The sequence below is a fragment of the Paenibacillus canaveralius genome, assembly GCF_047238265.1.
In the GTDB taxonomy this organism is placed as follows: Bacteria; Bacillota; Bacilli; order Paenibacillales; family NBRC-103111; genus Paenibacillus_F.
In genome coordinates this window covers 4,155,546-4,181,663 of sequence record NZ_JBDFMM010000001.1, presented here as the reverse complement: position 1 = coordinate 4,181,663, position 26,118 = coordinate 4,155,546, and the positions used below count along the sequence as shown (strand labels likewise).

At 58.3% G+C, this 26,118-nt stretch carries 13 protein-coding genes; 11 read left to right on the top strand and 2 right to left on the bottom strand.

Annotation, left to right across the window (positions count from 1 at the left end):
- The first annotated feature begins 133 nt into the window (after positions 1 to 133).
- From ABC395_RS18825 to ABC395_RS18800, 6 genes are all read left to right on the top strand, one after another.
- Positions 134 to 1,570, top strand: a complete 1,437-nt coding sequence (locus ABC395_RS18825) for an exonuclease/endonuclease/phosphatase family protein (protein WP_413005433.1) — start codon at positions 134 to 136, stop codon at positions 1,568 to 1,570.
- A 69-nt stretch (positions 1,571 to 1,639) separates the two neighbouring features.
- Positions 1,640 to 6,478, top strand: coding sequence for a DUF6603 domain-containing protein (locus tag ABC395_RS18820; protein WP_413005432.1), 4,839 nt, complete (start codon positions 1,640 to 1,642; stop codon positions 6,476 to 6,478).
- Entirely contained in the window at positions 6,478 to 8,844 is a 2,367-nt protein-coding gene (locus ABC395_RS18815) for a hypothetical protein (RefSeq protein WP_413005430.1), read from the top strand. The genes ABC395_RS18820 and ABC395_RS18815 overlap by 1 nt, the downstream gene beginning before the upstream one ends.
- A 29-nt stretch (positions 8,845 to 8,873) precedes the next feature.
- Complete coding sequence (locus ABC395_RS18810) at positions 8,874 to 12,842, top strand: hypothetical protein (RefSeq protein WP_413005428.1); 3,969 nt, start codon at positions 8,874 to 8,876, stop codon at positions 12,840 to 12,842.
- A 36-nt stretch (positions 12,843 to 12,878) separates the two neighbouring features.
- Positions 12,879 to 14,528, top strand: a complete 1,650-nt coding sequence (locus tag ABC395_RS18805) for a hypothetical protein (RefSeq protein ID WP_413005426.1) — start codon at positions 12,879 to 12,881, stop codon at positions 14,526 to 14,528.
- A gap of 306 nt (positions 14,529 to 14,834) precedes the next feature.
- Complete coding sequence (locus ABC395_RS18800) at positions 14,835 to 16,892, top strand: methyl-accepting chemotaxis protein (RefSeq protein WP_413005425.1); 2,058 nt, start codon at positions 14,835 to 14,837, stop codon at positions 16,890 to 16,892.
- A gap of 510 nt (positions 16,893 to 17,402) precedes the next feature.
- Here the strand turns inward: ABC395_RS18800 and ABC395_RS18795 are convergent.
- Complete coding sequence (locus tag ABC395_RS18795; RefSeq protein ID WP_413005423.1) at positions 17,403 to 19,214, bottom strand: cache domain-containing sensor histidine kinase; 1,812 nt, start codon at positions 19,212 to 19,214, stop codon at positions 17,403 to 17,405.
- Between the two features lie 5 nt (positions 19,215 to 19,219).
- A complete protein-coding gene (locus ABC395_RS18790) occupies positions 19,220 to 20,863 on the bottom strand; it encodes a response regulator transcription factor (protein WP_413005422.1) in 1,644 nt (547 codons plus the stop codon).
- Positions 20,864 to 21,070: 207 nt separating this feature from the next.
- Between ABC395_RS18790 and ABC395_RS18785 the strand changes: the two genes are divergently transcribed.
- From ABC395_RS18785 to ABC395_RS18765, 5 genes are all read left to right on the top strand, one after another.
- On the top strand, positions 21,071 to 22,444 hold the full coding sequence (locus ABC395_RS18785) for an ABC transporter substrate-binding protein (RefSeq protein WP_413005420.1): 1,374 nt from the start codon (positions 21,071 to 21,073) through the stop codon (positions 22,442 to 22,444).
- A 75-nt stretch (positions 22,445 to 22,519) separates the two neighbouring features.
- The gene (locus ABC395_RS18780; protein WP_413005418.1) at positions 22,520 to 23,416 is read left to right on the top strand and encodes a carbohydrate ABC transporter permease; all 897 of its coding nucleotides are present in this window, start codon (positions 22,520 to 22,522) and stop codon (positions 23,414 to 23,416) included.
- 10 nt (positions 23,417 to 23,426) lie between these two features.
- Positions 23,427 to 24,308, top strand: coding sequence for a carbohydrate ABC transporter permease (locus tag ABC395_RS18775; RefSeq protein WP_413005416.1), 882 nt, complete (start codon positions 23,427 to 23,429; stop codon positions 24,306 to 24,308).
- Between the two features lie 134 nt (positions 24,309 to 24,442).
- A complete protein-coding gene (locus ABC395_RS18770; RefSeq protein WP_413005414.1) occupies positions 24,443 to 25,369 on the top strand; it encodes a dihydrodipicolinate synthase family protein in 927 nt (308 codons plus the stop codon).
- Positions 25,370 to 25,439: 70 nt separating this feature from the next.
- Positions 25,440 to 26,117 carry an N-acetylmannosamine-6-phosphate 2-epimerase gene (locus ABC395_RS18765; protein ID WP_413006767.1) on the top strand — a complete coding sequence of 226 codons (678 nt, stop codon included), beginning with the start codon at positions 25,440 to 25,442 and terminating at the stop codon, positions 26,115 to 26,117.
- Position 26,118: the final 1 nt, after the last annotated feature.

The following is a 26,118-nucleotide window of genomic DNA, read 5'->3' as shown; positions in this document are numbered from 1 at the left end:
AACCTTTTCCCCAAAATCTTTCCAAATTCCAGTTCACTCACAGGAGGAAAATGGAACATTTAGTAGAAAAAGATAAATGATCGTATTCCCTGCTTTCTTCACGAAGCGGGATTCAAGACGGGAGGCATGAGCAGTGCCAGGTTCACTCAAGCTTTTATCGTGGAACATTCAAAAATTCGGGGAGGACAAGATGAACGACACGTCGTTTATCGAGTACGTCGCCCGGGTCATTCAATTGACCGAATCGGATGTCGTCGGAATTATGGAGCTGGTCGGCTGGCTCGGCAACGAAATCCGGGATACGCTCGTCACCTGCCTTAACAACCTGGAGAAGAAAAAGAACGGCGGTAAGGGCAGCGGCATCACTTGGACCGGAGAAGCGAGTGAAATGACGCCGGCGCGTCCCAATGAGCAGTATGTTTTTCTATGGAAAAGCGGGCTGTTCAGCAGACAGGCAAGCTTACTTTGGAACGTCGTAGGCGAGACCATGTTCGACACGTATTTCAAAACCTACAAAGTGAAGCAAAGCGATCAGGATTTGTTTTGGAAAAGCCTGTTCAAAAACGGATGGCTCGATGCGGCCTTTATGATTCCTTACAAAAAGTTCGAGCTGCTGCTGAAAGATTACAAACAGCTGGATCTGACGAAGAAAGCCCCCACGATCGCCTTGACTGACGCCCAGAAAAAAGACATCGTCGATCTGCTCCTGGCCGAAACGCCGGAAGCGTTCCCGCTTCGCGGTTCCCGCCCCCCTTTCGTGCTGCGTGCCCTGACGAGCGGAACGAATGTCGACCTCACCCTCGTCCTTTACCACGCACCCGGACCCGGAGACAGCCTGCCGATTATCGCCAGCAACCAATTGAATCCCACCGTAGAGAACGCGGCCGTCGGCGTTATTATGGGCGATTTTAACGTAAACGCGACGGACGCGGCCAAACAATGGGCGCTCAATTATTTTGACATGAGCCTCGGCAGGCTCCAGTATGTGCGCGATGCCCAGAACGCCTACATCTATGCCCACCCTTTTCAGCGCATCACGGGCCCCGATTTCCCCAAACCCGCCAGCAATCCGGCCTTATCCACCGTACTCAATTACGGAAAAAGGCTGTGGAGCAGCAAAACGAGCCTCACTTCAACCCTTGTGAATCCCTCCACCACAGTTGCAAGTCCCACCAATATCGAAAGTGTACTGTCCAGCGAGTACGACAAATTTTTTGTAAAAGCCCCCAAAGCCGATCCTTCGGCCGCTTTTGTCGTCAACCTGATGGACGTGATGATCCCCAAAAGCGTACAAACCGGCGTTCAGCAGGACGGCACCCCCATTATGGTTACCCGCTCCACCACAACGGCTTCCTACTCCCCGGAACTGGGAAGTCTGGCCCAAACGATCTACAACAACTGGTGGGACCGCCAAAACGCGAAGAAGCGCAAATCGAAAGCGGTTACCGACATGCTCAATGCCGCGCCTAAACTGGGCGGACCGCCGGCTTCGATGTTCGAAGCGCATTACGTGTACCATCATGCCATCAGCGATCATTTGCCGATCCGGATGGAGCTTCAATATGTATAAGGCTGGCTTGAGTCGCTTGAACTCCAGGGTGTATTGGAACTTGTGTAAAAAAGGAAAGGAGGAGTGCGCTTGAGCTTTCTATCCGATCTTCAAACTATGTACGCAGCGGGAAGCGGGACGCTGACGCTGGATACGGCGAAGCTGGGCCCGACGGGCGAGACGCTCCGGCAGTTGACGGGAAGCGGCACGCTGACCGTGACCGGGTTACAGGCGGCTCCTGCGGAATCGGGAGGGATTATTACCTTTGAAGGCGCGGGTCTTCAACTGGCCGGCAGCCCGGCGAGGATGTTTTTTCCGCCGAAAAAGACGGTTTCGATCCGCGGCGCCGTATACGGGGCGGACTCGGAACCGGTGCTCGTGCTCTCGGTTTTCGTAACGCCGGACTGGCGCTTCGGGGATGCGCTGCCTTGGCTGACGAACACGTTCTGGCAGGACCTGGCGCTTAAACCCGGTACGGACGGAACATCTCCGAGATGGCTGATCGCCGCCGGAAAAGCCGCAGAGCCGGAGCTGGGCCTTGAATTGAACGGTGCCGTGTATTTCTATGGCGTGCTCGACGGAACCAAAGGGCTGCTGCTGGAAGCGGACTGGGTGGTCGGTGAAAGTCCGCTGGCGTTCGGCCCCGTCGTTTTGCGGGATGCAGGCGCACCGGGCTTGTCGCTCGACCTGAAGCTGCCGGATGACGGCGGCGGGTTATCCGGGCTTTTTCAAGCGATGAAAGTGCCCGTCGACGCCAGACTCGTCCACGATCCTGCGGCAGCCCATGCGCCGTCCGGACTGGAAATCACGGCTACGATCCAGTGGAACGGACAGCCGGTACGGATTACCTCGCTTATTTCGCCTGCGGGGGGAGGGATTGCCGAGCTTTCCCTGGAAGGCCCGGTGGATCTTCCTTCACCTGACGACATCGCCCATTGGTTCGGCGGCGTCAGCATCACGGAGTATCTTCCTCCGTCGTTTGAAAGCATGCTTGAGTCCGTCAAGATCGGACGTTTGGCGCTGGGTATAGGCCTCGGCTCCAGAAGCGTGGAGTACGTCAGGGTGACGCTTACCGCACTTGAGGACAAGCCGCTGACGATCGTCCCCGAATGGGTCGAAATCAGCGATATTGAGGCGGCCGTGGCCGTCCGGAACCCGTTCGATCACCCGAGCGCTTCCTACAAAATGTCCGGTATTCTGGACATCGGCGGCGTTGATCTTCTCGTTTCGGCTAATCTGGTGCCCTCGCCGCGGATTCCCGATTTGTCGGTCGTCGTGCGGATGGAGCCGTGGAGCGAAATCGACCTCACGATGATCGCCGCCAAATTCGGGTTGCCGACGGGCGCATACAAAATAGCGGTGGAGGAGTTCCAGATGGGCGGCTCTACCGGGGGAACATACTTTATCCGCGCCGGATTGGCCCAGCATCCGCTCGGAACGGGCCCGAACACGTTTGTGATGAACAATCTCGTGTTCGAACTGGATTACGACGGCCAGCCGAGCTTCAGTCTGGAGGGGACGATGACCATCGCCGGAGTGGACGCCCGTCTGGCGCTGGAGGCCGGTTCCGATGGTACTTCGGGCGGCTCTTCCGACGGCACGTCCCCGGGAGGCTGGTCCATCGTGGTAGAAGCGGGGGAAGAGAACCCGATCCTGATGGGGGAGCTGCTGGACGATCTCGCGGCCAAATTCGATGTGGGCATCCCTGCAGCCATACGCGGGATGAAGTTAAGAAATCTGGAGCTGAAGTACGCTTCCTCCGCTTCCGCGAGCAGCTTCTTTTTTACGGTTGAGAGCGATTTTAAAGTGAATTCCGTGCCGGTTGCCGTAACCTTAAGCATCCGCGTCGATTCGAAGAAGGACGGAGCGGTTGAGCCGGATCAAGCCGGGTACGAGGCGCTGTTCGGCGGTCAAATCGTTATCGGATCGCTGGAATTCGATCTTTTGTTCGACCGGAAGGATCTGACGACGCAAACCTTCATAGCGACGTACAGCCGCAAAACCGGCTCTCCGCCCGCGGTTTCCATCCGCGATTTGGTTGCGTCCCTGTCACCGGAGCTGGCGGCGGAAATCCCGCAGAGCCTGGCGATCGATCTCCGGGATGTGAAATTCATTTTTTACAAGGATGAGAAAGAGAGCAAGTTTGCCCTCGGGCTTGACCTCGATGCGCATGTAAGCTTGACCGATCTGCCCCTTATCGGAAAAGAGCTTCCTGCCGACGATACGATTGCCGTTCAGCAGCTCCAAATTTTGTACGCATCCGCCCCGTTTACGCCGGTCCAGGCGGGACAGATCAACAAGCTGCTGCCGGAAGCGGTCCATCCGCTGCCGTCCGGAGTGGAGGCGGGTCTGACCGCGGGCGCGGATCTCCGTTTCGGCGGGACGCCGCAAACGTTGTCTTTCGCGCTTATACCGGGGGGAGGGCAGAAACCGCCCGCTCTCCGGGAGTCCTTGGCCGCGGAAGCGTCCGGGCAGCAGGACGCGGCCAATCCGGATGCGCTCCCGCCGTCTGCGGCATACGAGGCGTCTGCTGCTCCCGGGGGTCCACCCGCTCCATTCGTCCGGTCCGTGACGTCCGTATCCCCCTCTTCATCGGCCAAATGGTTCCTCGTGCAAAAAACGTTCGGCCCCGTGTCGTTAAACCGGCTTGGCATCGGGTACGCGGACGGGACTCTCTGGTTTATGCTGGACGGCTCTTTAACCGTATCGGGTCTGACGATCAGCCTGACGGGCATGGGTTTCGGTTCTCCGCTTGATCGTTTCGAACTTAAATTCCAGCTGCTCGGCATCGGCGTCGACTACGTCCAGGCGCCGCTGGAGATCGGCGGCAGCTTTATGGAAGTCGTGCCCCCGCCGGAGGGTGCACGGTTTATGTATGACGGCGCCGCCGTCATACGGACCGCCGATTTTGCCCTCGAAGCGCTCGGCTCCTACGCGCAAATGCTGGACGGGCAGCCGTCGCTCTTCGTATTCGCGAATATCGATATGCCGCTCGGCGGACCGCCCGCTCTGTTTGTGACGGGCTTATCCGCGGGCTTCGGCTACAACCGAGACGTGGATATGCCGGCACCGGAGGAAGTATTTGAATTTCCGCTGCTTGCCCTGACCCGCGACTCGGGCCCGAGGCCGTCGATAAACGAAGTGATGGCCCAACTGGAGGGGACCGAGGAATACGCGCCAGGCAAGAAGAAGGCGTGGATCCGGCCGCAAACCGGCGAGTACTGGCTGGCCGTGGGCGTCGACTTCTGGTCGTACGAGCTGCTGCATACCCGCGCCCTGCTGATCGCGAAGTTCGGCAGAGAGCTGGAGCTCGCGCTGCTCGGGCTTTCCTCCATTCGTCTGCCCCAGGCGGGAAACACCATGTACGCTTACGCGGAGCTTCAGCTGGAAGCGGATTGGAAGCCTTCCGCCGGCTTCTTCGGCTTGACGGCTCTTTTGACGCCGAATTCGTTCCTGATCGATCCGAACTGCCATTTGACGGGCGGCTTCGCTTTCTACCTGTGGTACGAAGGGGAGAGGGAAGGGCAGTTCGTCGTCACTTTCGGCGGCTACCATCCGAGGTTCAAGCCTCCGTCCTTTTACCCCGCCGTACCGCGGATCGGCTTCAACTGGGCCATCAGCGACAAAGTGAATATTCACGGCGAAGCCTATTTCGCCCTCACTCCGGCAGCCGTTATGGCGGGCGGCGGCTTGGAGGTTCTTTTCCACGACGGGGATTTGAAAGCCTGGTTTACCGCCCACGCGGATCTGCTGATTACCTTCCATCCGTTCCACTTTGAGGCGGAGATCGGGGTGAGCATCGGAGCCTCTTACCGTCTGGACCTGCTGTTCGTAACCAAAACGATCAGCGTCGAGCTGGGAGCATCCGTAGAGCTGTGGGGACCGCCGACGGGCGGGAAGGCCCATGTGCACTGGTGGGTCATCTCGTTCACGGTCGGATTCGGAGCCGACCGCTCGGAAGGGGACGAAAGCCCGATCGAGTGGGGCGAGTTCAAATCGCTGCTGCCGACTTTGGACAATGTGTGCAAAATTACGGCCGTGGGCGGTCTGACAGGTTCACTCACTCCCGGCGTCTCGGACACGGTTCTAAAATCAGGCAGCGAAAATGCCGCGGGGAGCCGCGAGGGGGACACGGCGGCACCGCCGGTCGGGACGGCCGGACCGTCTGAGCTGCGTGAAGTGTCCCGGTCAACCCGAACATCTGAACTGCCCCGGTCATCCGAACCGTCTTCCCTGTCTGAACAACCGGGGCCGGATATTTGGCTAGTTCGTGCGGGCTCCTTCAGTTTTACGACGCAGACGGCGATTCCGGCCAGTCATTTCACGGCGGGCCATGCGATGAACCCGGTGACGGACCCGCAATATCCGGATGCCTACCCCGTACAAATCCGGACGATGAACAAAACGAACGTCTCGTCCGAGCACCATTTGACTGTCGAAAAAGACGGCTCGGACCACGATATTTCCGGATGGCAGCTCGTTCCGTATTACCGGAACATGCCGACGGCGCTGTGGGGAGAGCCGCTGAAGGATGCGGACGGCCGGTTTAGGCGCAACCCGCAAGTGCCGGGCAGCGATACGACCCGGGATACGCCGGCAGGCTTAACGGTAACTCCCCCGGCATCGAAGCTGGGCTATTCGGCCGCAGGGATCGCGTCGGAGCTTCTCGCTTACGACGACGTGGTGCCGCAGGGACGGCTCCCGTTCGAGCCCGGAGGGGCCGCGAATACCGATTATATGCCCGTTCCGGCGGACGTGTCGCCGGGCGACATTGCGGACATTATGGGCCCATCCGCGGCCAACCGGGCCGCCATTTTTACGGCGCTGCAAAACATGAAGGTATACGGCGGCACGAACGGGTCTTTGGCCCGTCTTGCCGAAGAAGCGGGCGATTCGTTTACCGATTCGCCTTTGGAGGTGAAGCCGTGATGGGAGCGGAAAACATGAAGGACGAACCGCAGCAGGGCCATATCCGGTTTTATGATCACGACTTACCCGGCTTACCTGCCGGAAATTACAAGGTAACCGTCAAGCAGACCGTGAAGGATATCGGGATGACGGGGCAGGAACAGGCACTTCTGACGGCCGAGCAGCCGTTTATCGTGCACGCTCCGCAGTTCGCGATCGATCCTTCGGAGATACACAGCCTGGTGCCGCCCGCAGGCAGCACCGGCAAGTTTGCCGACGAGCTTCCGCATCTGGTGCTGAATACACGGGGGCTGCCGTGGGAGCGTGAGATGAGCGGGCCGAACATCCCCTGGCTGGCCCTGCTTCTTTTTCAGGAAGGGGAGCTTCTTGCGGGCCCCGAAGACCGGACGGACGCCGAAACGCTGGCCATCCGCTCGACGGCAGGCGAATTTATGGGGCTGAAAAACAGCCCCGACGTATATGTCCCCCAAGCTCTGGTCCGGGAGGCAGACGTAACAGACAGTCAGACCTGTTTTTACATTCAAATGGATGCCGGCGTGTTCGGGACGATAGTCCCTCAGCGCAGCGAGCTGCCTTATTTGGCCCATGTCCGGCAACTAAGCACGGAAGATAAAGCGGCCGGATCGGACGAAGACGGATGGTACGGCATTGTGACGGCCAACCGGTTTCCTTATGCGCAGGAGTCGGATGAGGGCGGTTCGAAAAACATCGTTCATCTTGTGTCGCTGGAAAAGTTCGACGACCTCCTGGAGCCCGGCGCAAAGCCGCCTAAAGCTAAAGTCGCCCTTTTGTCTCTGGCCAGGTGGACGTTCCATTGCCGCCCCGACGGCAAGGAAGATTTCGTCGGCCTTATGCACCGCCTGGTGGCCGAGGAGATGTCCGGCTCCGCTTACGACCCGGAAGCCCTTTGGCTCCGGCTGCCGGCAGCGACGCCGGACGGCGCGGGAGAACCGGCGGCACCGGAAGACGCGGCCGCGGCCGAAGCGGGCAAGCGGCTGCGCCGCGGCTACGTGCCTCTTCCGTTCCATATCCGGAGCGGGGAGGACACGTTCGCCTGGTACCGCGGGCCGCTCGCTCCGGTCCGGCCGGCTCCACTGAAGCTTGCGGAGCCGCTGCTCACAGCGGACGCGGCCCTCATTTACGACAAGGCGAACGGCTTGTTCGACGCGTCTCTGGCGGCCGCCTGGCAAATCGGGCGCAGCCTTGCCTTGTCCGACGCCACGTTCGGCTCGCTGCTTCTGGACTACCGCACCCGCTGTCACCGGCTCACGGACCTGCTGTATCACCGGCTGGAGGCTTTGGGGCTGACGGATGCCGCCGATTTGAAGGAGCTGGCGCAGTCCGGCTTGATGCAGCAAGCGCTGCTCGACGCGGTGAAAGGGGATTTGCTTGAGCAAATCCCCAAGCCCCCTCTCACGGGATTGACGCGGGACGAGGATGAACCTCCGGGGAAAACCTACGGCCGGCGGCTGACCACGGGCGGCACCGGAGCCAGCCCTGTTGCCGCGCTGCAGCAGTTTTTGGCCGGTGATGAGGTTAAAGAGACGATTGCGGAGCTGACGCACGACGATCTGAAGCCGATCGCGGACTGGCTTGCACACAAGCTTTTGCTTTTCGATGTGCCTTTCTATTATCTGGTGCCGGAGGAGCGGATGCTGCCGTCCGAATCCATCCGTTTTTTCTATCTGGATCCGAACTGGCTCGACGCCATGCTGGACGGGATGCTGGCCGTCGCCGTGCATTCCAGCCGCGATTCGTTTACGTACGGCATGACCAAGGGAACGATCCGGGCCGCGGCCGAAGCGGCCGTGCAAGCCATCCGCAGCCGTCCGGGGGCTCAAGCTGCCGGAACATCCGGCGGGGAGTCTCCGCCCCTGGCAGGTTTCCTGCTGCGGTCCGCGGCGGTTGCGGGGTGGCCTGGACTTGCGGTGCGCGCCTTCGACGCCAAGGACCAGCCGCTCGGGATCGCCCGTCTGGAGCGGCTCTCGTCCGGCGTGCTGATCGCCTTGTTCCGCGGCATCCCGGACCGGATCGAGCTGAGCGAGCCTCAGGAGGGATTCCAGTTCGGGCTGAACGAGGAGGGGGAGATCAACTTGCGCAGCGTGCTGACGGACCGTTCCGATCTCCCCTTCGGTTCGGAGCTGAGCGTTCATCTGCAGGTCCGCGCCAGTCATCTGAGAACGGGACGCGTTCTGGACCTGCGGCCCGACCACGAGGACGGACTTGTGCGGCAGTCGGCTGATGCGATCAAACAAGCGTTGAAATCGGAGCAATTGACGCTGAATCCTTCCGATTTCGCCCTGCAGCTCGTCAAATCTCCGGAACGCATCGTGTTTCAGCCGGGCACGCCGGCCAATCCGCAGTAGACAATCCGCAGTAGAGAGGAGGAAGAGTCATGGATGATTATATTCTTTTGGTTCCCGTCGAGGTCAGCGCTCTTGCGGTAAACGCGTATGTATGGGCCAACCAGCCATTTCGCCGATGGGAGCACAATTATACGAATGTCAAAAGCTTCGGAAGCTCTGAGCCCGATCCGACGGACCGGGGCGGGGGCTTCGCGGGAAATCCGGAAGATCATACCGGTGTTTATGTCCACTGGACGCTTCCGGACGCGTTAAAGCACGGCATTCAAGACCCGGTCACACGGCGCGTTGAGTTTCCCCTGGTCCCGAACCGCTGGCTCATCGTTCGCTTCGCCGGAGCTTCCGCGGAGGGACGCGCATCCAAAGCGTACCTCGTGGAAAGCGACGCGCCCGGAGGCGCCGGTTCCGCGGCTTATGTTTTTGATCCGGCCGTTATAGAAGCGTGGAAAGGGAGCAAGGACCCTTTGCGCCGTCAGGCCGGCGAACGGTTAGGCGGCGAAGGACGGCAAATCGCGGACGTGCTCGGACAAGTTTTCGATCTGGGCGGCTGGTCGGAAAAAGGCATCGAGCAATTGTTCGTCAAGGCCGTGGCCCCCGGCAATCCGCTTTTCAGCGTTTTTCAAAGCCACTGCAGCAAGGTGTTTTCGTTCCGGGACCCGCTGGACGATACCGAGCCGGAATGTACGGTCAGCTATCTGGTAACAGGCTGGTATTCCAACCATGCGGAAGATCCCCTGCAGAAATGCCAAAGCGCCAAGCCTTCCGGCAGCTCTCCGGCCGACGCTTACAAGCGGCAGCTTGACGCGTTCTCGTGGAAGGTCCCGGACAATGCTTCGCCAGGCAAAGGGCCGGCAGGCGACACTTCCCCCGGCGATGCTTCCGCCGGAGACGGCAAGGCCGTGCGGGACGGCGCCATTCCGCAGGCCAGCTTGTATCACGGTATGGCGCTTGGCGTGAACTGGAGCCGCACGGGCGCGCTGCCGACAGTTAAGGACAAATACAAAGACCCCGCCGGCAAGGGGATACACGTGGCGGTCGGCAACACGTCGGCCGACGCTTTTAAGGCCATGATCGACCGCCAATTGAACGACCGTGCCAAGAACGGCGACGCTAAAGCGCAGCAGCTTCTTGCGAAGCTGCCCGACGTGCCCGCGCTGCTCGAAGCGTTTCAATACGATATGCTTCATGTGCTTGATCAGCCGAGCGGATGGGACCTGCTGGATCTCCGTATCCGGCAGGAATGGTTCGGATCGAAGCCGGGCGGATACCGGTGGACGGTGGTGGATGCGGAGTCGGAACGGCCGGACAGCCTGGCGGAACGGCCGCCGGAAGAATGGCTGACGGCGCTGAACGGTACGCAGGCCGCGCTGGACGAAAAGCTTGGCGAATTGAGGGCTGCCCGGAGACGGCTTTACGACACGTGGTGGAAGCGGGGGAAATTCGAATCTTATCCGGTGTTCGCGCGGCCCGACGGCTTGTCGGAAGACCAGTTCGCCAAGGCGCTTTCCGCCGAAAACGACCCGTCCTACGATCCGTCGAAGCCGGAGGGGCCGGACAACATCGCCAGCCTGCCGAGGAAAATTATGAATCTCATGGACGAGATCGCTTCAATCGCGCGTCAAGGCGTGCCCCTTCCGGTGGAAGGGGACGGGCGGACGCCCGAAGAGGCACTGGCAGCGGGAATCGAGGCTTTCGAGCGGGCGAAGCGGGCCCAAGGGGAGCTTGCGGACGATAGAAAGCTCAAGCCGGTGGCGGGACCCCGCTACTGGCGGGCCGGCGACCCCGTCGTTTTCATCAGCGGGGCGGGCAATACGGGCCGGATAAACGGGCCGGACCGGCCGTTGTACTGCCGTCTGCCGGCGCAGGTCGTCGGCGGCATCGTCAGCGGTGACGACCGCGTGAGGGCGGATGAGCTGGCGGCCGCGCTGCCCAAGCTGCCGCTGACTCCTTCGGAGCTGGCTTCCGCCCTCCAAGGGGATTACATCCCGCCGGAAACGGCCGCCGGGCTGGCCGGCGCGATCGGGCTGCTTCTGGCCGAGTTTTTCCTGCTCGATCCGGCTAACGCCCCGGCCATTTCCGCAGCTCACCCCGCGTTCACACGGGAGCTGATTGCGGGACACAATCCCGCCAATTTTCTAGGTACGCTTCCCGTCTTCGTTCCCGGAGAATGGGGCCAGCCCTGGAACCCGTTCATGCTGAAATGGGTGGCGGACTGGTATCCGATCGGGCATGCGAACTGGACGTTCGACGGAACGGACTACCGGTACGACGGCAAGGCCGCAGGATCGAAAGACCGGCAGATCGGGGGCGACATTCTGCTTACGCCACAGACAAGCTTTATTTTCCGGGACCGGTTGGAAAAGCTCGTCCGTACCCGCCCAAGCGGACCGGAAGACACGGACGAAGCGCTGCTGGATCAGCTCGACGGCTTGATCGAGGATATCGACAGCTGGGATTTTATCTCGCAATCGCTTGGAGGGTTCGGCAGCCAGCTGGCTGTACGCGATACGCGTGTAAACCGGTCGCCGGATGCGGGCTTGACCTTTACGTTCAAGGACGGCGGACAAAAAACGCTGGCGGATCTCGTCGGAGACGAATATCATGATCTCCCTTATATCCGCTCGACCGGGGATACGATTGACTTTCAGGGAGTGCGGCAGGGACAGTTCTTTTTTGCCTATTTGGCTTTATATGATACGTTCGGGCAAGTGCTGGAGGTGGTCGGCGATTCGGGGCTCAGCCGCTCCGACGTATTCGAACCGATTTTGGCGGAAGGGCTTGTACCGGACACTCCCATACTGGAGCAAAATGCCAAGCGGTTCATTCAGGTGCCTCCGAGGCCGAACCAGCACCTGCGTCTGGAATTCCGTCTCGTGGATGCACGGGATCGGGGAAAGTTCATCGACCTGGATACCGGAGCGAATCCCGTCGCGGGCTGGCTGCTGCCGAATCATCTCAACGGCTCGGTCGCCGTATACGACCCGCAGGGCGGCGCAATCGGAGACGTGGGCCTGATCACGGGGAAAGACGGCGTCAAGCGGGTTCACTTGTTTTATGCGCCGGCGGGAGCTTACGGAAGTTTTGCGGATATCGAGAAGGAGGCACCCGAGCTGGCCAAAATGCTGCAAAGCCTGGCAGGCGTGGACAAAGACGCCTTCAGCCGGTTCCTGGAAGCGATCGACGCCTCCTTATGGACGATCGATCCTTATGCCGCAAGCGGCGACCGGAGCGCGTCGGTGCTTGCCGGAAGACCGCTGGCGCTCGTGCGCGCGAGTTTGAAGCTTGCGCTTGACGGTCCGGCGGTAAGAGATACCGGATGGGGAGCCACCTTTAACCCGCCCGCTTCCGATTTTACCGGCAACGATTACGAGGTGCGGCTGGGCGACACGGAAATCCGCAAAGACGGCTTGATCGGCTACTTTCTGAACGGCCGCTATGACCGGTTTAACAGCGTTCATCCGCCCGATGCGGGAGAGGCGGGAGCCGGTTACGTGCAGCCAGTCGGACCCGGCAATTATTTCTCCCTCCGTTTTGACGGAACCCTTCAGGCCGAGGTGTTGATGCTGCTCGATCCGCGGGCATCGGTTCATGCGTTAACGGGTATCGCTCCGGTGCAGGCACTGGAGCTGCCGGGCCGTTTTGTCGACCCCGCACTGAGTGCGTTGAATCTGCAATTCCGGACGGGCCCGGTTTTGACCGAGCTTCAGCTGGGTCCGGGAGAGACGGCCGAAGGGAAAGGCGGACCGTCTGCCGTAATAACGCTCCCCATCCCCACGGGTAACGAAGGGCGGTGGGAATGGCTGGAGCGGCAGGCACGTGAGGACGGTTCATCCGTTTATTTGACGTATGCGCTGGCCCAAATCGGCCAGCAGGCCCGGATGAGCTCCAGGTCCGTGTCGCTGCGCGAAGGAACGCTTCAATTCCGGATCGGGTCCGGTCCGGATTCGGGTGCCGACGCTCCTGAATCCGGCAAAGGATACGCGTCCGGAAACAAAAATTAAACCGCAAAGACATTTTAACCCATGGAGGTTTAAACGATGAGCAAAGCTGATCTTCCCGCACTTTTGAATTACAGCGTTTTGACGTCACCGAGTCCCCTGCAGGCAAGTACGCAGACATCTTCCGCTTCGGGCACCGTAACACTGGTCGTGAGCCCTCCTTCCGGGAAGGAAGTTTATTGTAAGGAAATCGATCTGTATATTCCTTCGGGGGTGCTTAGCCAGAAGGATATCTTTGACCCGGGGGTCAATACGGATAAGTGGCAGTACACGGTCGGAAAGGTCGTCGAAGGCAGCGAGGTGGGTCTTGCCGTCGGCATATCCTACATTCCGCTTAAATTCACGGCCAAGTCGTCGCAGGATTACCTGATCGACTATCCGCTGATCCTGACGGTCGGCGTCGGCTCCGTCTCCGCTGCCTTCGGCGACATCCGGAACCTGCATATCCTGGAGACATCTTCACCGTTCTCGGGTGATTATCAGCAGCGCGATCTGCCGTTCGGCTTGACGATCGGGCTTCCGGAATTTTTCGTCCGGAATTTTGTGGCGGGCGCCTATGACAGCTCCAAACCGGACATCGTGCCGGGCGGCGGCTTTGCAAACGGTCAGGGGGTCAAGCTGAGCTGGGAGGGCAACGCCAGCCAGTACCAGATTGTAACGACGGCAGGGGCGGCTCCGCTTTACAGCGGGACGGACAACTCCTTCGTTCTGACGAAGGGCCTCACTCAGACGACGACCTTCATCCTCATCGCAAGCCGGACCGACAAGACGCGCGGCGAATCGCTGTATCTGTACGAAGCGGTGACCGTGCATATTACGAATCCGGACGAGACGCCGAACACGGTGTCCGCGGCGGGAAACATTACGACGGCCGCCGGACTGAACGGCAAGACGCTGCAGGTGTCGGGCTCCGCTGCTTTGAATGGCGGCGCGGATATAACCGGCACGCTGAATGTGAACGGTGCGCTGAACGCAAAGAGCGGGCTGAACGTAACCGGCACCGCAACAATGTCCGGCGGGACGGTTACGGGCCCGCTTACGGTTCAAGGCTCCGCATCGCTCGGAAGCTCTTCCGTGCAGGGGGCACTGTCGGTCGGCGGCGGGTCAAGCCTGTCCGATACCACGGTCAAAGGAGCTTTGAGCGCCGCGGGCAGCGTAGGGATGCTCGGCTACAATCAGCGGATCAGCACCGGTACGCATATGGCGGGAACGGACGGCTTTGTGATCGGTTATGTTTTCCTTCCCTGGCAGCTCGCTTTATCCGTGGGCTGGATTTACGGAGGGACCGACGGATATATGGTGCAGACCACGGGCGGAAATACGGGAGGCTTTACGAGCGGCTGGACAAAGTACAATTATTCGAATCCGAACACGTTTATGTTTCCCGTACGAAGGGGAGCGAGTTACTGGGTAGGAGAAAGCTTTTTTAAAGACAATCAGGTGAACCCGAGTACGGTTTATTATTTTGTTCCCTTGGGAAGCGGTTCGAGCGGGGAGGAGGCAAGCGTCAAGATTTCCGATGAAATTCCGGACGATATCGTTCTGCCGCACGGCGGACTGGAGAAAATAAACGGAGCGGAACAGACGGAGCGGGCGGAGCAATTGACCCGGCTGCTGGAGGAAATTTTGGATAAACCTGTTCCGGAAGACAAGAAGAAAGCTCTGCTCGACGTGCTGGGAGCTCTTTAGCCGAACGGACGGGGTTTACCTTTTCGCTGTGAAAAAGATAGTCCGGGTTTGAGTGTCTTTCGGAATATCGGATCTATCCATATGACCCATTAAACAAAAACAGCCTCTTTTTAAAGAGGCTGTTTCTTTTGTCCTATATACAATAGGTCCATAGAAATAAAATACTATAAATAGTTGTCGAATTGTATAAAATTACTATCAACATTTTGTCTCTTTTTGTCGATAAAGTAGATATCTATTTTTGGCGTACGCCGCTATACGAGGGGGAGCATGATGTTAAAGGGCAAGACAAAACGGGTAAGAAGTATGTTAGGCAAAATGAACCTGACCGGGTTATTCGCGAAGATCATGCTGATATCGGTCGCTTGTATGACCATTCCGATGCTTATCGCGTTGTGGTTTGCAGGCAGTTCTTCAGCCGATTCGCTTGAAGCCGAAGCGAAACAGTCGATGACGAATATCGTGTCGGAGAAGGTGAACCAGATGGATTTGGCTTTCACCAACTTATCGTTAAGTTCTTCGACGATCGCGAACAATCCTTTTCTGATCAACACATTCAAGGAAATTAAAAAAACCGGCAATCCGAAATCGGAAAACGCTGCCGCCGCATCCGCTTATCTGGGTAAGCTTATTACGGACGCGAACGGCTTGTATGAAAATATTTACGCCGCGTACAACAGCTCGATCGTGTCCGACGGCATCGGCGGGCAATCCGTAGGCATCGATATCGGCGTGGCCGAACTGGACAAGTCCCTGCTCGAAGGGATGAAAAAAGGTCCGGTCCTGTACGGACCTGTCGAGTCTCCGGTAACCGGCGGTCCTATCATGGCGCTGCTGGCGCACATACCGGACGGAAGTCCGGATACGGTGCCGTCCATCGTAGGGACGGCTGTCGATCTGACCAAGCTTTCCGCAAACATTGTCCGGCCCACGCAGGAAGGCGATGTGAAGACGTTTATGGTCAACGCGGCGGGAGTTCTCGTCGCTTCAGAAAGCGGCAAGGAAGTGCTGAAATACGACATGACCAAAGCCGAAGGGGACGTTCCCGCCTTTTTCAAGGAAGTGACCGCGAACAAGAAGGGAATCGGGTATTTTACGCTGAACGAAAAGGAGCAAATCGCTTCCTACGCAAAGTCAGAGCTGCAGGACATGTACATTATTTCGTTCAAGCCGGTCGATGAGTACAGACAGAACGTGACAAGCCTGCAAAAAGGTCTGGGCATCGTGATCATCGGCAGTATTCTGGTGTTCGCGGTTATTCTCGTGCTGCTGTCGTACCGGATTACGACGCCGATCAAGGTCGCATCCGAACACCTGAAAATTATCGCGGGCGGGGACTTCTCGCATCCGGTTCCGCAGAAATATATGAAATCGAAGGACGAGACGGGCGTCCTGCTCAAGTCCATGCATACAATGCAGTCGTCGATCAGCGAAACGATCCGTACGGTAGTGGAAGAGTCGGACAAGCTCGGCGGCTCCGTAACGATGGTGAGCAGTCACTTGACGGATTTGAACGGCCAGATCCAGAACGTGTCCGGCACGACGCAGCAAATGGCCGCCGCCATGGAAGAGACGGCCGCGTCGACGGAGGAAATGAACCATTCGTCCGCGAGTATCCGCCAGTCCGTAGACCGGATCGCGGATCAGGCGAAGCAGGGCGAAGAAGCTTCGAAGGAAGTCAGCAAGCGGGCCGAGGATTTGCGCGAAACGGCGGTCGCTTCGTCCGAGAGGGCCGTCGAAATCGGCCGGCAAATGCGGGAGAAGCTGGAAAGCGCCATCGAGCAGTCCAAGGCCGTCGAGCAGATCCAGGTATTGGCGAATTCCATTCTGGAGATTACAGCGCAGACCAATCTCCTCGCCCTGAACGCCAACATCGAGGCGGCGAGAGCGGGGGAAGCGGGCCGAGGCTTTGCCGTCGTGGCCGGAGAAATCCGCAAGCTGGCTGAGGTATCCGGACAATCCGCGAACAAAATTCGCGAGGTCGTTCAAATCGTCACCTCTTCGGTGCAGAATTTGAAGGCGAACTCCGAAAGCATGCTCGCCTTTATTGACACGGCTGTAATCAACGATTACAACGCGATGGTTGAGACGGGACAGCAGTATTACCGGGATGCGGAGTTTTACGAAAATCTGCTGGGCAGCTTCAACGCGACCGCGCATGAGCTGAGCCGGGCGATCGAGGATATGGCGCTCATGATCAACGAAATTTCGATCGCCAACAACGAATCGGCCGCCGGCACGGGAAGTATTTCCGATCAAGCGAGCGTTGCGATGGACAGCTCGGACAAGGTACTGGAAATTGTGGAAGGAACACGCGAAAGCGCCGAGCAGTTGAAGCAAACGATCGCCAATTTCAAAATCTGATGACGGGAGAGCCGGAAGCGGGCTCTCACCGTACACGTCAAAAAGCCTGCCGGGACCGGCAGGCTTTTTTTGCGCGTAGCGTATATGCCGTCGGGAAAGGAGCGGACGAGGCTGTCGTGTGCGGTGCGGACCGGCGCATGACGGACGCCCGCGCGATTCTCGGTGCTGGGCATTCCGGCGCAAGCGTTCGGGCGCGCCCTCGCCGGAGTTCGTTCACCGGCTGTAAGGCATGCGGCACAGCGGAACCGATTTGCGGCAGAGGGGATACGGCACGTACATCTGTCACGGCGTTTCACCCGCAGCGCCGGCATAAGACGACGGACACCCGCACGATCAGCCGCGCCGGCCAAGCAGCGGTAACCGTGGCAGCCCGGTAACTGCCACCGCCCGACGGCCGCTCGACGTACACTCTTGTCCGCGCATAATGCGTACGCCGGGAAACGGCCCCCCGGCTGCCGTGAGCTTCCTTCCGGACACGTGCATATGCTCGGTGACGGCCGCGCCGCCTGCTCACTTCCCGGACGGAAGCCGGATGCTGACGACCGTGCCTTCGCCGGGAGCGCTGTCCACGGCCAGGCCGTACATTTCGCCGAAATAGAACTGGATGCGGTCGTGCACGTTTTTGATCCCGATGTGCCGCTGGTCCAGCGTGTCCGAAGGCTGCTTCAGCCGTTCGCGCAGCTTCGCCAGCTCCCCGGCTTCCATACCCGCACCGTCATCCCGCACGGTAATAATCAGCTCGTGCCCGGTGAACGAGGAGCCGATCTCCAGCAGCCCGGGGCCCGTTTTGCGCTCAAGCCCGTGAACGACGGCATTTTCGATCAGCGGCTGGAGCGAGAAGTGCATCACTTCCACGGACTCGCTGCCCGGGGCGAGATTTTCCTCATACCGGATTTTGTCGCCGAAGCGCATCTGCTGCACCCGGACGTAGAGCCGGATATGATCCAGCTCTTCCCGCAGGGAGACGGTCTCTTTGCCCGTCTGGATATGAATGCGGAACAGCTTGCCGAGAAGGCCGACCATTTCCGAAATGTCCCGCTGGCCGTTGATAATGGCTTTCATCTGGACCGTTTCCAGGGCGTTGGCGAGAAAATGGGGGTTGATCTGGCTTTTCAGCGCCCCGTACTGGGCGATTTTCTGCTGGGCTTTCGCCATGGAAGAGCGCTCGATGTAATTTTGGAGCTCCTCCACCATTTTATGAATGCCTTGAAAAAGCACTCCGAATTCGTCCTGCCGTCTGCTGCTCAGATTCACGTCGAAGCGGCCCATGCCGACCAGCTTGACCTGGCGGGTAAGCCGGATAATGGGCTTCGTGACCCGGTTGTACAGGATGAACATGAACAGGACGGCGGTTCCGAGCGAGGCCAGCGCCAGCCCCAAAATGAGATTGCCGAGCAGGCCGGCGGGCTTTGTCATTTCTTTTTCCTCGATGGATTGAATGACCTTCCAGCCCGAATAGGGGGACGTAAGGAAATTGATGTACGATTTTTTGCCCGAGATAGGCGCGTAGAAGCTGCCCGTTCGTTCTCTCAGCACCGTATCGATAGTACCCGCGTCCAGCTTGTAGGAACTTCCCGGGTCCATCTGGCTGCCCGCCGAGGAATAGACGATCCCGCCGCCGCTGTCGATGATGACGAAGTTGCGCATGCTCGTCTCCGACAGCTTCAAAATCTCCCGCAGGGAATCAAGACGGATGTCGACAAGCATAACGCCGAGCTGCTGCTTGCTCCCGACCTTGTTGATGACCCGGGCGATGGAGATAACGGGATCATGGACGTCCGTCCGCTGAAAAGGGGGATGAGTCCCGAACAGAACGACCCCGCCGCCCTGCTGAACGGTCCGGATATACCACGGCTCCTTCGTGAAATCGCCGCCCGAATAATCGGCCCGGTTGAAATCGGCGGAGTAGAACACGCGGTCTCCCGCATAAATGCGGATGCTGTCCACATTCTTGATCGTCATTTCAATGGAGGTGATGAACGTTTCGATGACGTTCCGGTACTGGATTTTCAAATCCTCGCCGTTGTCTTCCATGTGGTAGCTGTACTTTTCCAGGGCGTTCTGAAGCTGAGCGTCGAGCTGGGCGTTGAGCGTTCCTTTCTCGATACTCTGTAAATACTGGTCGATGTTGAAGGAAAGGTTGTTCAAGATCAGATTGGCGCTCGTCTGATACTCCGTCTTCACCGCTTTGATGGAGAACATATAGATAATGCCCGACATCAGGAGCAGGGGCAGGGTGATGGTCAGAATGACAAGCAGAAAAATCTGGTGATTCACATGTCTCATCCGGTAAAATTTCACATTCGGCTTCCATTTCTTCACGGCGGTCACAACCCTATTTGTTTTCGGTATTCGGTCGGAGTCAGCCCGGTGATCTTCTTGAAGGTTTTCACGAAGTGCTTGTAGCTTTTGTACCCGCACATCTGGCAGACGTCCGTCACGAGATATTCGGGTTTGTGCAGGCAGTCCATCGCATGGGAAATGCGGATTTCGGACACGAACGTCATATAGTTTTTGTTTAATTTAAGCTTGAACAGCCGGCTGAGATAGGAGGGGTTGTAGAAAAAGCGGTCCGCCACCATCTGCAGGGTCACGTCCTGGTCGAGATGCTGCCGGAGATAGGCTTCGATCCCTTTGAAAATAAGTCCGTCCCCCGAACCGCTCGTCTGGGACGAGGCTTTGTAGATGCGGTTCAGGTGAAGCATCCATTCGCCGAGCCAGCCGAGAAGCGCCTCCGGCGTCCGGAAGTCGTCCACGCAGCTCAGCGTGAGCAGCTTGTCGCTGTAGACGCCTTCGACGGGAATGCCGTGCCTGTGGGCGAAGCGCAGCGTGACCGAGACGAGGTCCTGCAGGAAGCCGAGCAGACTGCCGTAAGCGGCTCCGGGCGTGCCCGCCAGCTTCTCCCCGACGAGCCTCGCCATAAGTGCCCGGACCGCGTCCGCGTCGCCGCTCTCCAGGTTCCGCTCGACCTCGGACTTGTCGGCGTCGTCGAGCCGGACGAGCGGGTCTGCGGCACCTGCCGCCGCGGGAACGCCGGACCCGGCGGGCTCGAACAGGCACCGCTCCGGCTGGAAAAAGCGCCGGTACAGCGCCTTCTCGGCCTGCCGGAGGGAAGCGCCGGCGCCGGCCGGGTCCGCGGCGGGCGTGCCGAGCGCCGCGCAGAACGCGGCTTGTTCGCGTCCCGCCCGGCGGACCAGCTCCCCGAGGCGGGCAAAGGCGGGCTCGGCCGCTTCCGGCCAGGAGACTTCTCCGTGCAAGACTGCAAGCGCATACATTTTGGCGTGATCAAAATAGATGAGCACCTGCACGCGATCGGCTTCTTCGGCGCGGGAACGGGCAAGCTCTTCCGCCAGCTCTTCCGCCCGGTTTCTCAGACGCCGTCTGGCCGGATAGCTCAGAGGCTGCTCCGCGAACCAGGTGACGACGATCGGCACATACATGTAAGGCGCGTCGTCAAGCCCATAGGAGGACAGAGGCACCTCTCCGGGCTCGTGCTCCTCCAGGAGAAGCTTCACCAGCTGGCTACGCTTCAGCTTCATCGTTTCTCCGGCTTCCCGTTCGAGCAGGTTGTGGCGGCTCTGCGCCAGCTTTTTCTGCTTCAGCGTGTCCAGGCACTGCATCAGGGTAGACAGGCTTTCGTCGTACTCCAGAGGCTTAAGCAGGAACGCGTGCACACCGCCGAGCCGGATGGCCCTCTGGGCATAGGCGAAATCGTTATACCCCGTTAAAATGATAAAAACGGTATCGGGCAGCATAGGACGCAGCTCTTCGATCATCTGGAGCCCGTCCATTTCGGGCATGCGGATGTCCGTGATGATCATGTCGGGCTTCTCCCCGAGCGCCATATGGAAGCCTTCCTTGCCGTTCTCCGCTTCCAGAATGGTTTCGAATCCGAGCTCCTGCCATGCAAAATAATGTTTCAACCCCGTGCGGATCAAAGGCTCGTCTTCGACAATCATCAATTTGTACATGGATGTCCTCCGATAGTTAATCATGCTGATAGTTAGATGTAAAACTAGTATACTAAACACCGGACACAGAGGACAGTTCCAAATCCGAACAGGTCAAAATACGCCCATGAAGGTAAAATCTAAGGGATTCTTTAGCCGGCGGATATGTTCTATGCTTAACGCAGGAAATGAAAGCGATTCATTTTTAACTACAGAGGGGGATAAGAAATGAGATCTTGGAAAAAAGGACTCATGACCGCAGCAAGCATTGCCCTTATCGGAACACAGCTCGCCGGTTGCGGCAGCGATCAGACACAGGGCGACCAAAATGCAAGCGCTTCATCCGGCCAGGCGTCAACCAAACCGGTGGAAATTACCTGGTGGAACTTTCCTAACTTCCAGCCGCTTGACGGCGAAGTGGGCAAATATGAGAAGCAAATCATCGCCGCGTTTAACAAAAAGTATCCGGATATCAAAGTAAATCTGGAGATGATTACGTACGAAGGCGGACCCCAGAAGCTTAACGTGGCGATTGCTTCCAATACAGCTCCCGACGTAATTTACGACGCTCCGGGGCGCATCATCGACTGGGGCAAGAAGAACCTGCTCGCTCCGCTCAACGATATGGTATCCGAAGAAGTGAAGAAAGACATTTCTCCGGCGCTTTGGAAGCAGTCGAGTGTCGGAGACCAGATTTACATGTACCCGATCAATACCGCTCCTTTCATGATGGCGGTCAACAAGAGCGTATTCGATAAAATCGGCGCGACGAACCTGCTTCCGCTGGACCGGCCGGACCGGACGTGGACGGTGGCCGAGTATGAGAAGGCGCTGCAGGCGGTCAAGGAGAAAGCGCCGGAAATTATCCCGTCCGGATTTTACGCCAAGAGCACGGCGGGCGATCAGGGAACGCGCGCTTATATCGCTAACATGGGCGTTTCCAGATTCCTCAGCGAGGACAACGGCAAAGCCGCCATCAACACCGACAATGCGGCTAAAGCGCTGGACTGGATCGTAAAAGGAAGCAAAGAGAAGCTTGTCGTTCCGGGTGCGGTTTCCCTTGCGGCAGCCGACGTGAACGATCTGTTCCTGCAGGGTAAGCTTGCGTTCACGATCAACTACTCCGCGGTGCTGAAAGCTCAGAACGAGCCGAACAAAAAGGTGAAGTTCGACGACGTGCTGCTTCCGTTCCCGACGCTGGACGGTTCCAAGCCCAAGCTTGAACCGTATCTCGGAGGAATGGCGATTTTCAACAACGGGGACAAAGACAAGATTGCGGCTTCGAAGAAGCTCATCGACTTTATCGCGAGCGATCCGGAAATGGCCAAGAAGAACCTGATCCAGACCGGCGGTTTGTCCGCGCGTACTTCGGTTACGGGACTGTATGACAATTCGGAATACAAATACGCCGAGCTGGCGCGTGACTTTATTACCGATCCGCCGACGATTGCCGACGGGTTCGCCGAAATCCGCACGTTCTGGTTTCCGGAACTGCAGCGTGCCCTGACGGGCCAGGCAACGGCGAAGGAAGCGCTTGACGCTTTTGCCGCCAAAGCGAACGAAGCCATTACGAAAGCGAAATCGCAAAGCCAAACCAAGTAAGCAGGCGAAGCGTGGGAGCGGGGTGCGCGTGTACTCCGCTCTTTTCACAACCAATAGAGAAAGCGGGGATAGGGGATGGAAGCAGCGGTTCGCAAGTCCAGAAGAACAGTGCGGCGCGATTGGCTGATGAGTTACCTGTTTTTACTGCCGGCGCTCGGATTTTTCCTGCTTTTTGTGGCATATCCGATGATTAAGGGCATCTATATCAGTTTCTTCGATTATTCACTGAGGCATTTCGAATTTACGGGGCTGGACAACTATATTTCTTTGCTCAAAAACGATACGTTCCTCAAGTCCATGAGAAATACACTGCTGCTGGTCGTCATTGCCGTGCCGATCGTAATCGTGTTTTCGATTTTCGTGGCGGTCAATATTTACAAAATGAAGGAATTTTCCCGGTCCTTCTTCCGGGGAGTCTTCTACCTGCCGGCCGTATCTTCGGTCGTCAGCATTACCGTCGTGTGGGGCTGGATTTATCACCCGAACTACGGGATTTTGAACTATTTGACGGGTCTGGCCGGGGCCGAGCCGGTATTCTGGCTGGGAGATACCCGCACCGCACTGCTTGCGATCATTGCCGTGCTGATCACGACATCGGTCGGGCAGCCGATTATTCTCTACGTCGCGTCCCTGGGCAACATTCCGACCTCCTACATCGAAGCCGCCCAGATCGACCGGGCCACGCCGTGGCAGATTTTCCGCAAAATCATCTGGCCCATGCTGATGCCGACGAATTTGTACATTATCGTCATTACGACGATCAACACGTTCCAGTGCTTCGCCCTCATTCAGCTTCTTACCGCGGGCGGTCCGGTTTACAGCACGTCTACCGTTATGTACGGCGTTTATGAACAGGCGTTCGTGCTCGGCAATTTCGGGATCGCTTCGGCGATGGGAATTTTGCTGGCGATCGTGATCGGCATCATCTCGGTCATCCAGTTCAAATACTTCGGCAGCGATGTAGAGTACTAGGAGGGATACTATGAACGCTTCACTGGAATTGAGTCAAGGGACTGCAGGTGCGGTCCGCAAAAAAAGCCGGTTGAAGGAGATCTCGCCCGTTAAAGTGCTCTCTCTCATCCTGCTTCTGCTGGCTACCGTCTTTTTTATTTTCCCGTTCTACTGGATCATCACCGGTGCCTTTAAAATCCAGACGGTCGCGACCGCGATTCCGCCGGAATGGTTTCCGCTGAAACCGACGCTGCAGAACTGGACGGACTTGTTCAAAAACCCCGTCTGGCGCTGGACGTTCAACAGCTTCCTGATCGCCTTCTGCGAAATGATCGCGGTCTGCATCGTTTCGTCGCTGGCCGGATACGTTCTTGCCAAAAAGGTATTTCCGGGACGAAGGGCGATCTTCACGCTGTTCGTGGCCGCCATGGCGCTGCCGAAGCAGGTCATTCTCGTTCCCTTGTTTACGATGCTGGCGGATTTCGGCTGGGTGAATACATACTGGGGACTCATTCTTCCGGCAATCGGCTGGCCGTTCGGCGTCTTCCTCATGAAGCAGTTCGCGCAGACGATTCCGGGTGAGCTGATGGAAGCGGCGAAGATGGACGGCTGCTCGGAGATCCGCCTGTTCGCCACGATCATTTTACCGCTGCTTAAACCGGCGCTCGGCGCACTGGCCATCTTTACATTCATCGCTTCGTGGAACGATTATTTCAGCCAGTTGATCATGACGCGTTCCACTTCGATGATGACCCTTCCGCTCGGGGTCGCGACCATGCAGGGCGAGTACACGACGAACTACGGGGTCATGATGGCGGGAGCGGCTCTTGCGTCCGTGCCGATGATCGCGATTTTCCTCCTGTTCCAAAAATCGTTTACCCAGGGCATTACGATGGGCGCGGTAAAAGGGTAGTCCGGGATAGACTGTTCTGCGGTGCTGAGGACACAGTGAAAATCGTAATGCGAATAAAAAAAAGGCACATATTTACACGATTTAGGTGAAAATATCCACCATATTAACTATATAAAAACGGAGGTTGTTATCAAATGAGAACGGTTGATCTGGAACGTTTTAAAGGTATCACGATTGCGATGTATTCCTGCTATGACGATAACGGGGAAGTATCCGCCGAAGCGGCCCGCAAGCTGGCCCGCCATTATGCGAACACGGGGGTGAACGGGCTGTACGTCGGAGGCAGCTCCGGCGAAGGCATGCTGCAATCCGTGGAAGAGCGCAAAAAGACGCTGGAAGCCGTTATTGCTGAGGTCGGGCAGGAGCTCACCATTATCGCTCATGTCGGAGCGCCGTCCACACGTGACAGCGTAGAGCTCGCCAAGCATGCGGAAGAAGCGGGCGCTCATGCCGTATCCGCCGTGCCCGCCATCTATTACCGTCTTTCGGAAGCGAGCGTGGAGCATCACTGGCAGTCGATCGTGGACAGCACATCGCTGCCGTTTATCATCTATCATATTCCGCAGACGACAGGCTTCCATCTGTCGAAGCCCCTGTTGAGCAAGCTGATCATGCAGGACAAAATTATCGGGGTGAAAATTTCCGCCGAAAGTACGTTCGAGCTTCAGCAGTTCAAGGCGGCGGGCGGAGACGACATTCTCGTGCTGAACGGCCCGGACGAGCAGTATCTGGCGGGGCGCAGCATCGGAGCGGACGGCGGAATCGGCGGAACGTACGGCGTGATGCCCGAGCTTTTCCTCGAAATCGAAAGATGTTTTAAGGAAGGGAAGCTGGCCGAAGCGCAGAAATGGCAGTTTATCGTCAACGAGCTGATCTCCGAACTGCTGACGTTCCCGTCCCTCTACGGGGCCTGCAAAGCGATCCTGAAGCTGCGCGGACTCGACTCCGGGGAGCCGAGACTGCCTCTGCTGCCTGTCCGTGAAGCCGATATGGAGCGCATCGGGGCGCTGAACGATAAAATGCTGGACCGCATCGCCCAGGCGGAGGCGTCCCGGCCGTAATAAGCAGGTATTGGAAGCACGGATTCCCCACTAACTTGAAGACTGACATAGAGGAGCGAACGCGATGAATATGCACGATATTTTTCCTTCCAGGGGACTGATCGTATCCTGCCAAGCCTTGGAGGACGAACCGCTGCACGGCGGGGACACGATGGCCAAAATGGCCCGGGCTGCGGTACGCTCCGGCGCGATCGGCATCCGCACCAACGGCGCCCACGATATTGCGGCGATCAAAAAGACGGTGGACGTGCCCGTAATCGGCCTGATCAAGCGGGACATCCCGGGCTCGGACGTATTTATCACGCCGACGATGGAGGAAGTAAAAGCCATCGTGGAGGCGGGAGCGGACATCGTCGCGCTGGACGTGACCGACCGGGAAGACCGGCTGGAGCGGGTGAAGCCTCTCATTGAGTATGTTCATTCGATGAACAGACTCGTGATGGCGGACATTTCCACGCTGGAAGAGGGGCTAGCGGCCGAAAGCCTGGGCGCCGATTTCATCGGGACTACCCTTTCGGGGTATACCCCTTACAGCACTCAGCAGGAGGAGCCGGACTTCGGACTGCTGCGCGGACTGTGCGAGCGTGTGAAGGTACCCGTCATTGCCGAGGGGCGCATCTGGACCCCGGAAGACGCGGCGCGGGCGCTGGACACGGGAGCTTCCTACGTAGTGGTAGGCAGCGCGATCACCCGTCCGCAGCTCATCACCGCCCGTTACGTGGACGCGCTGAGCAGCCGTCTGGGCTAAG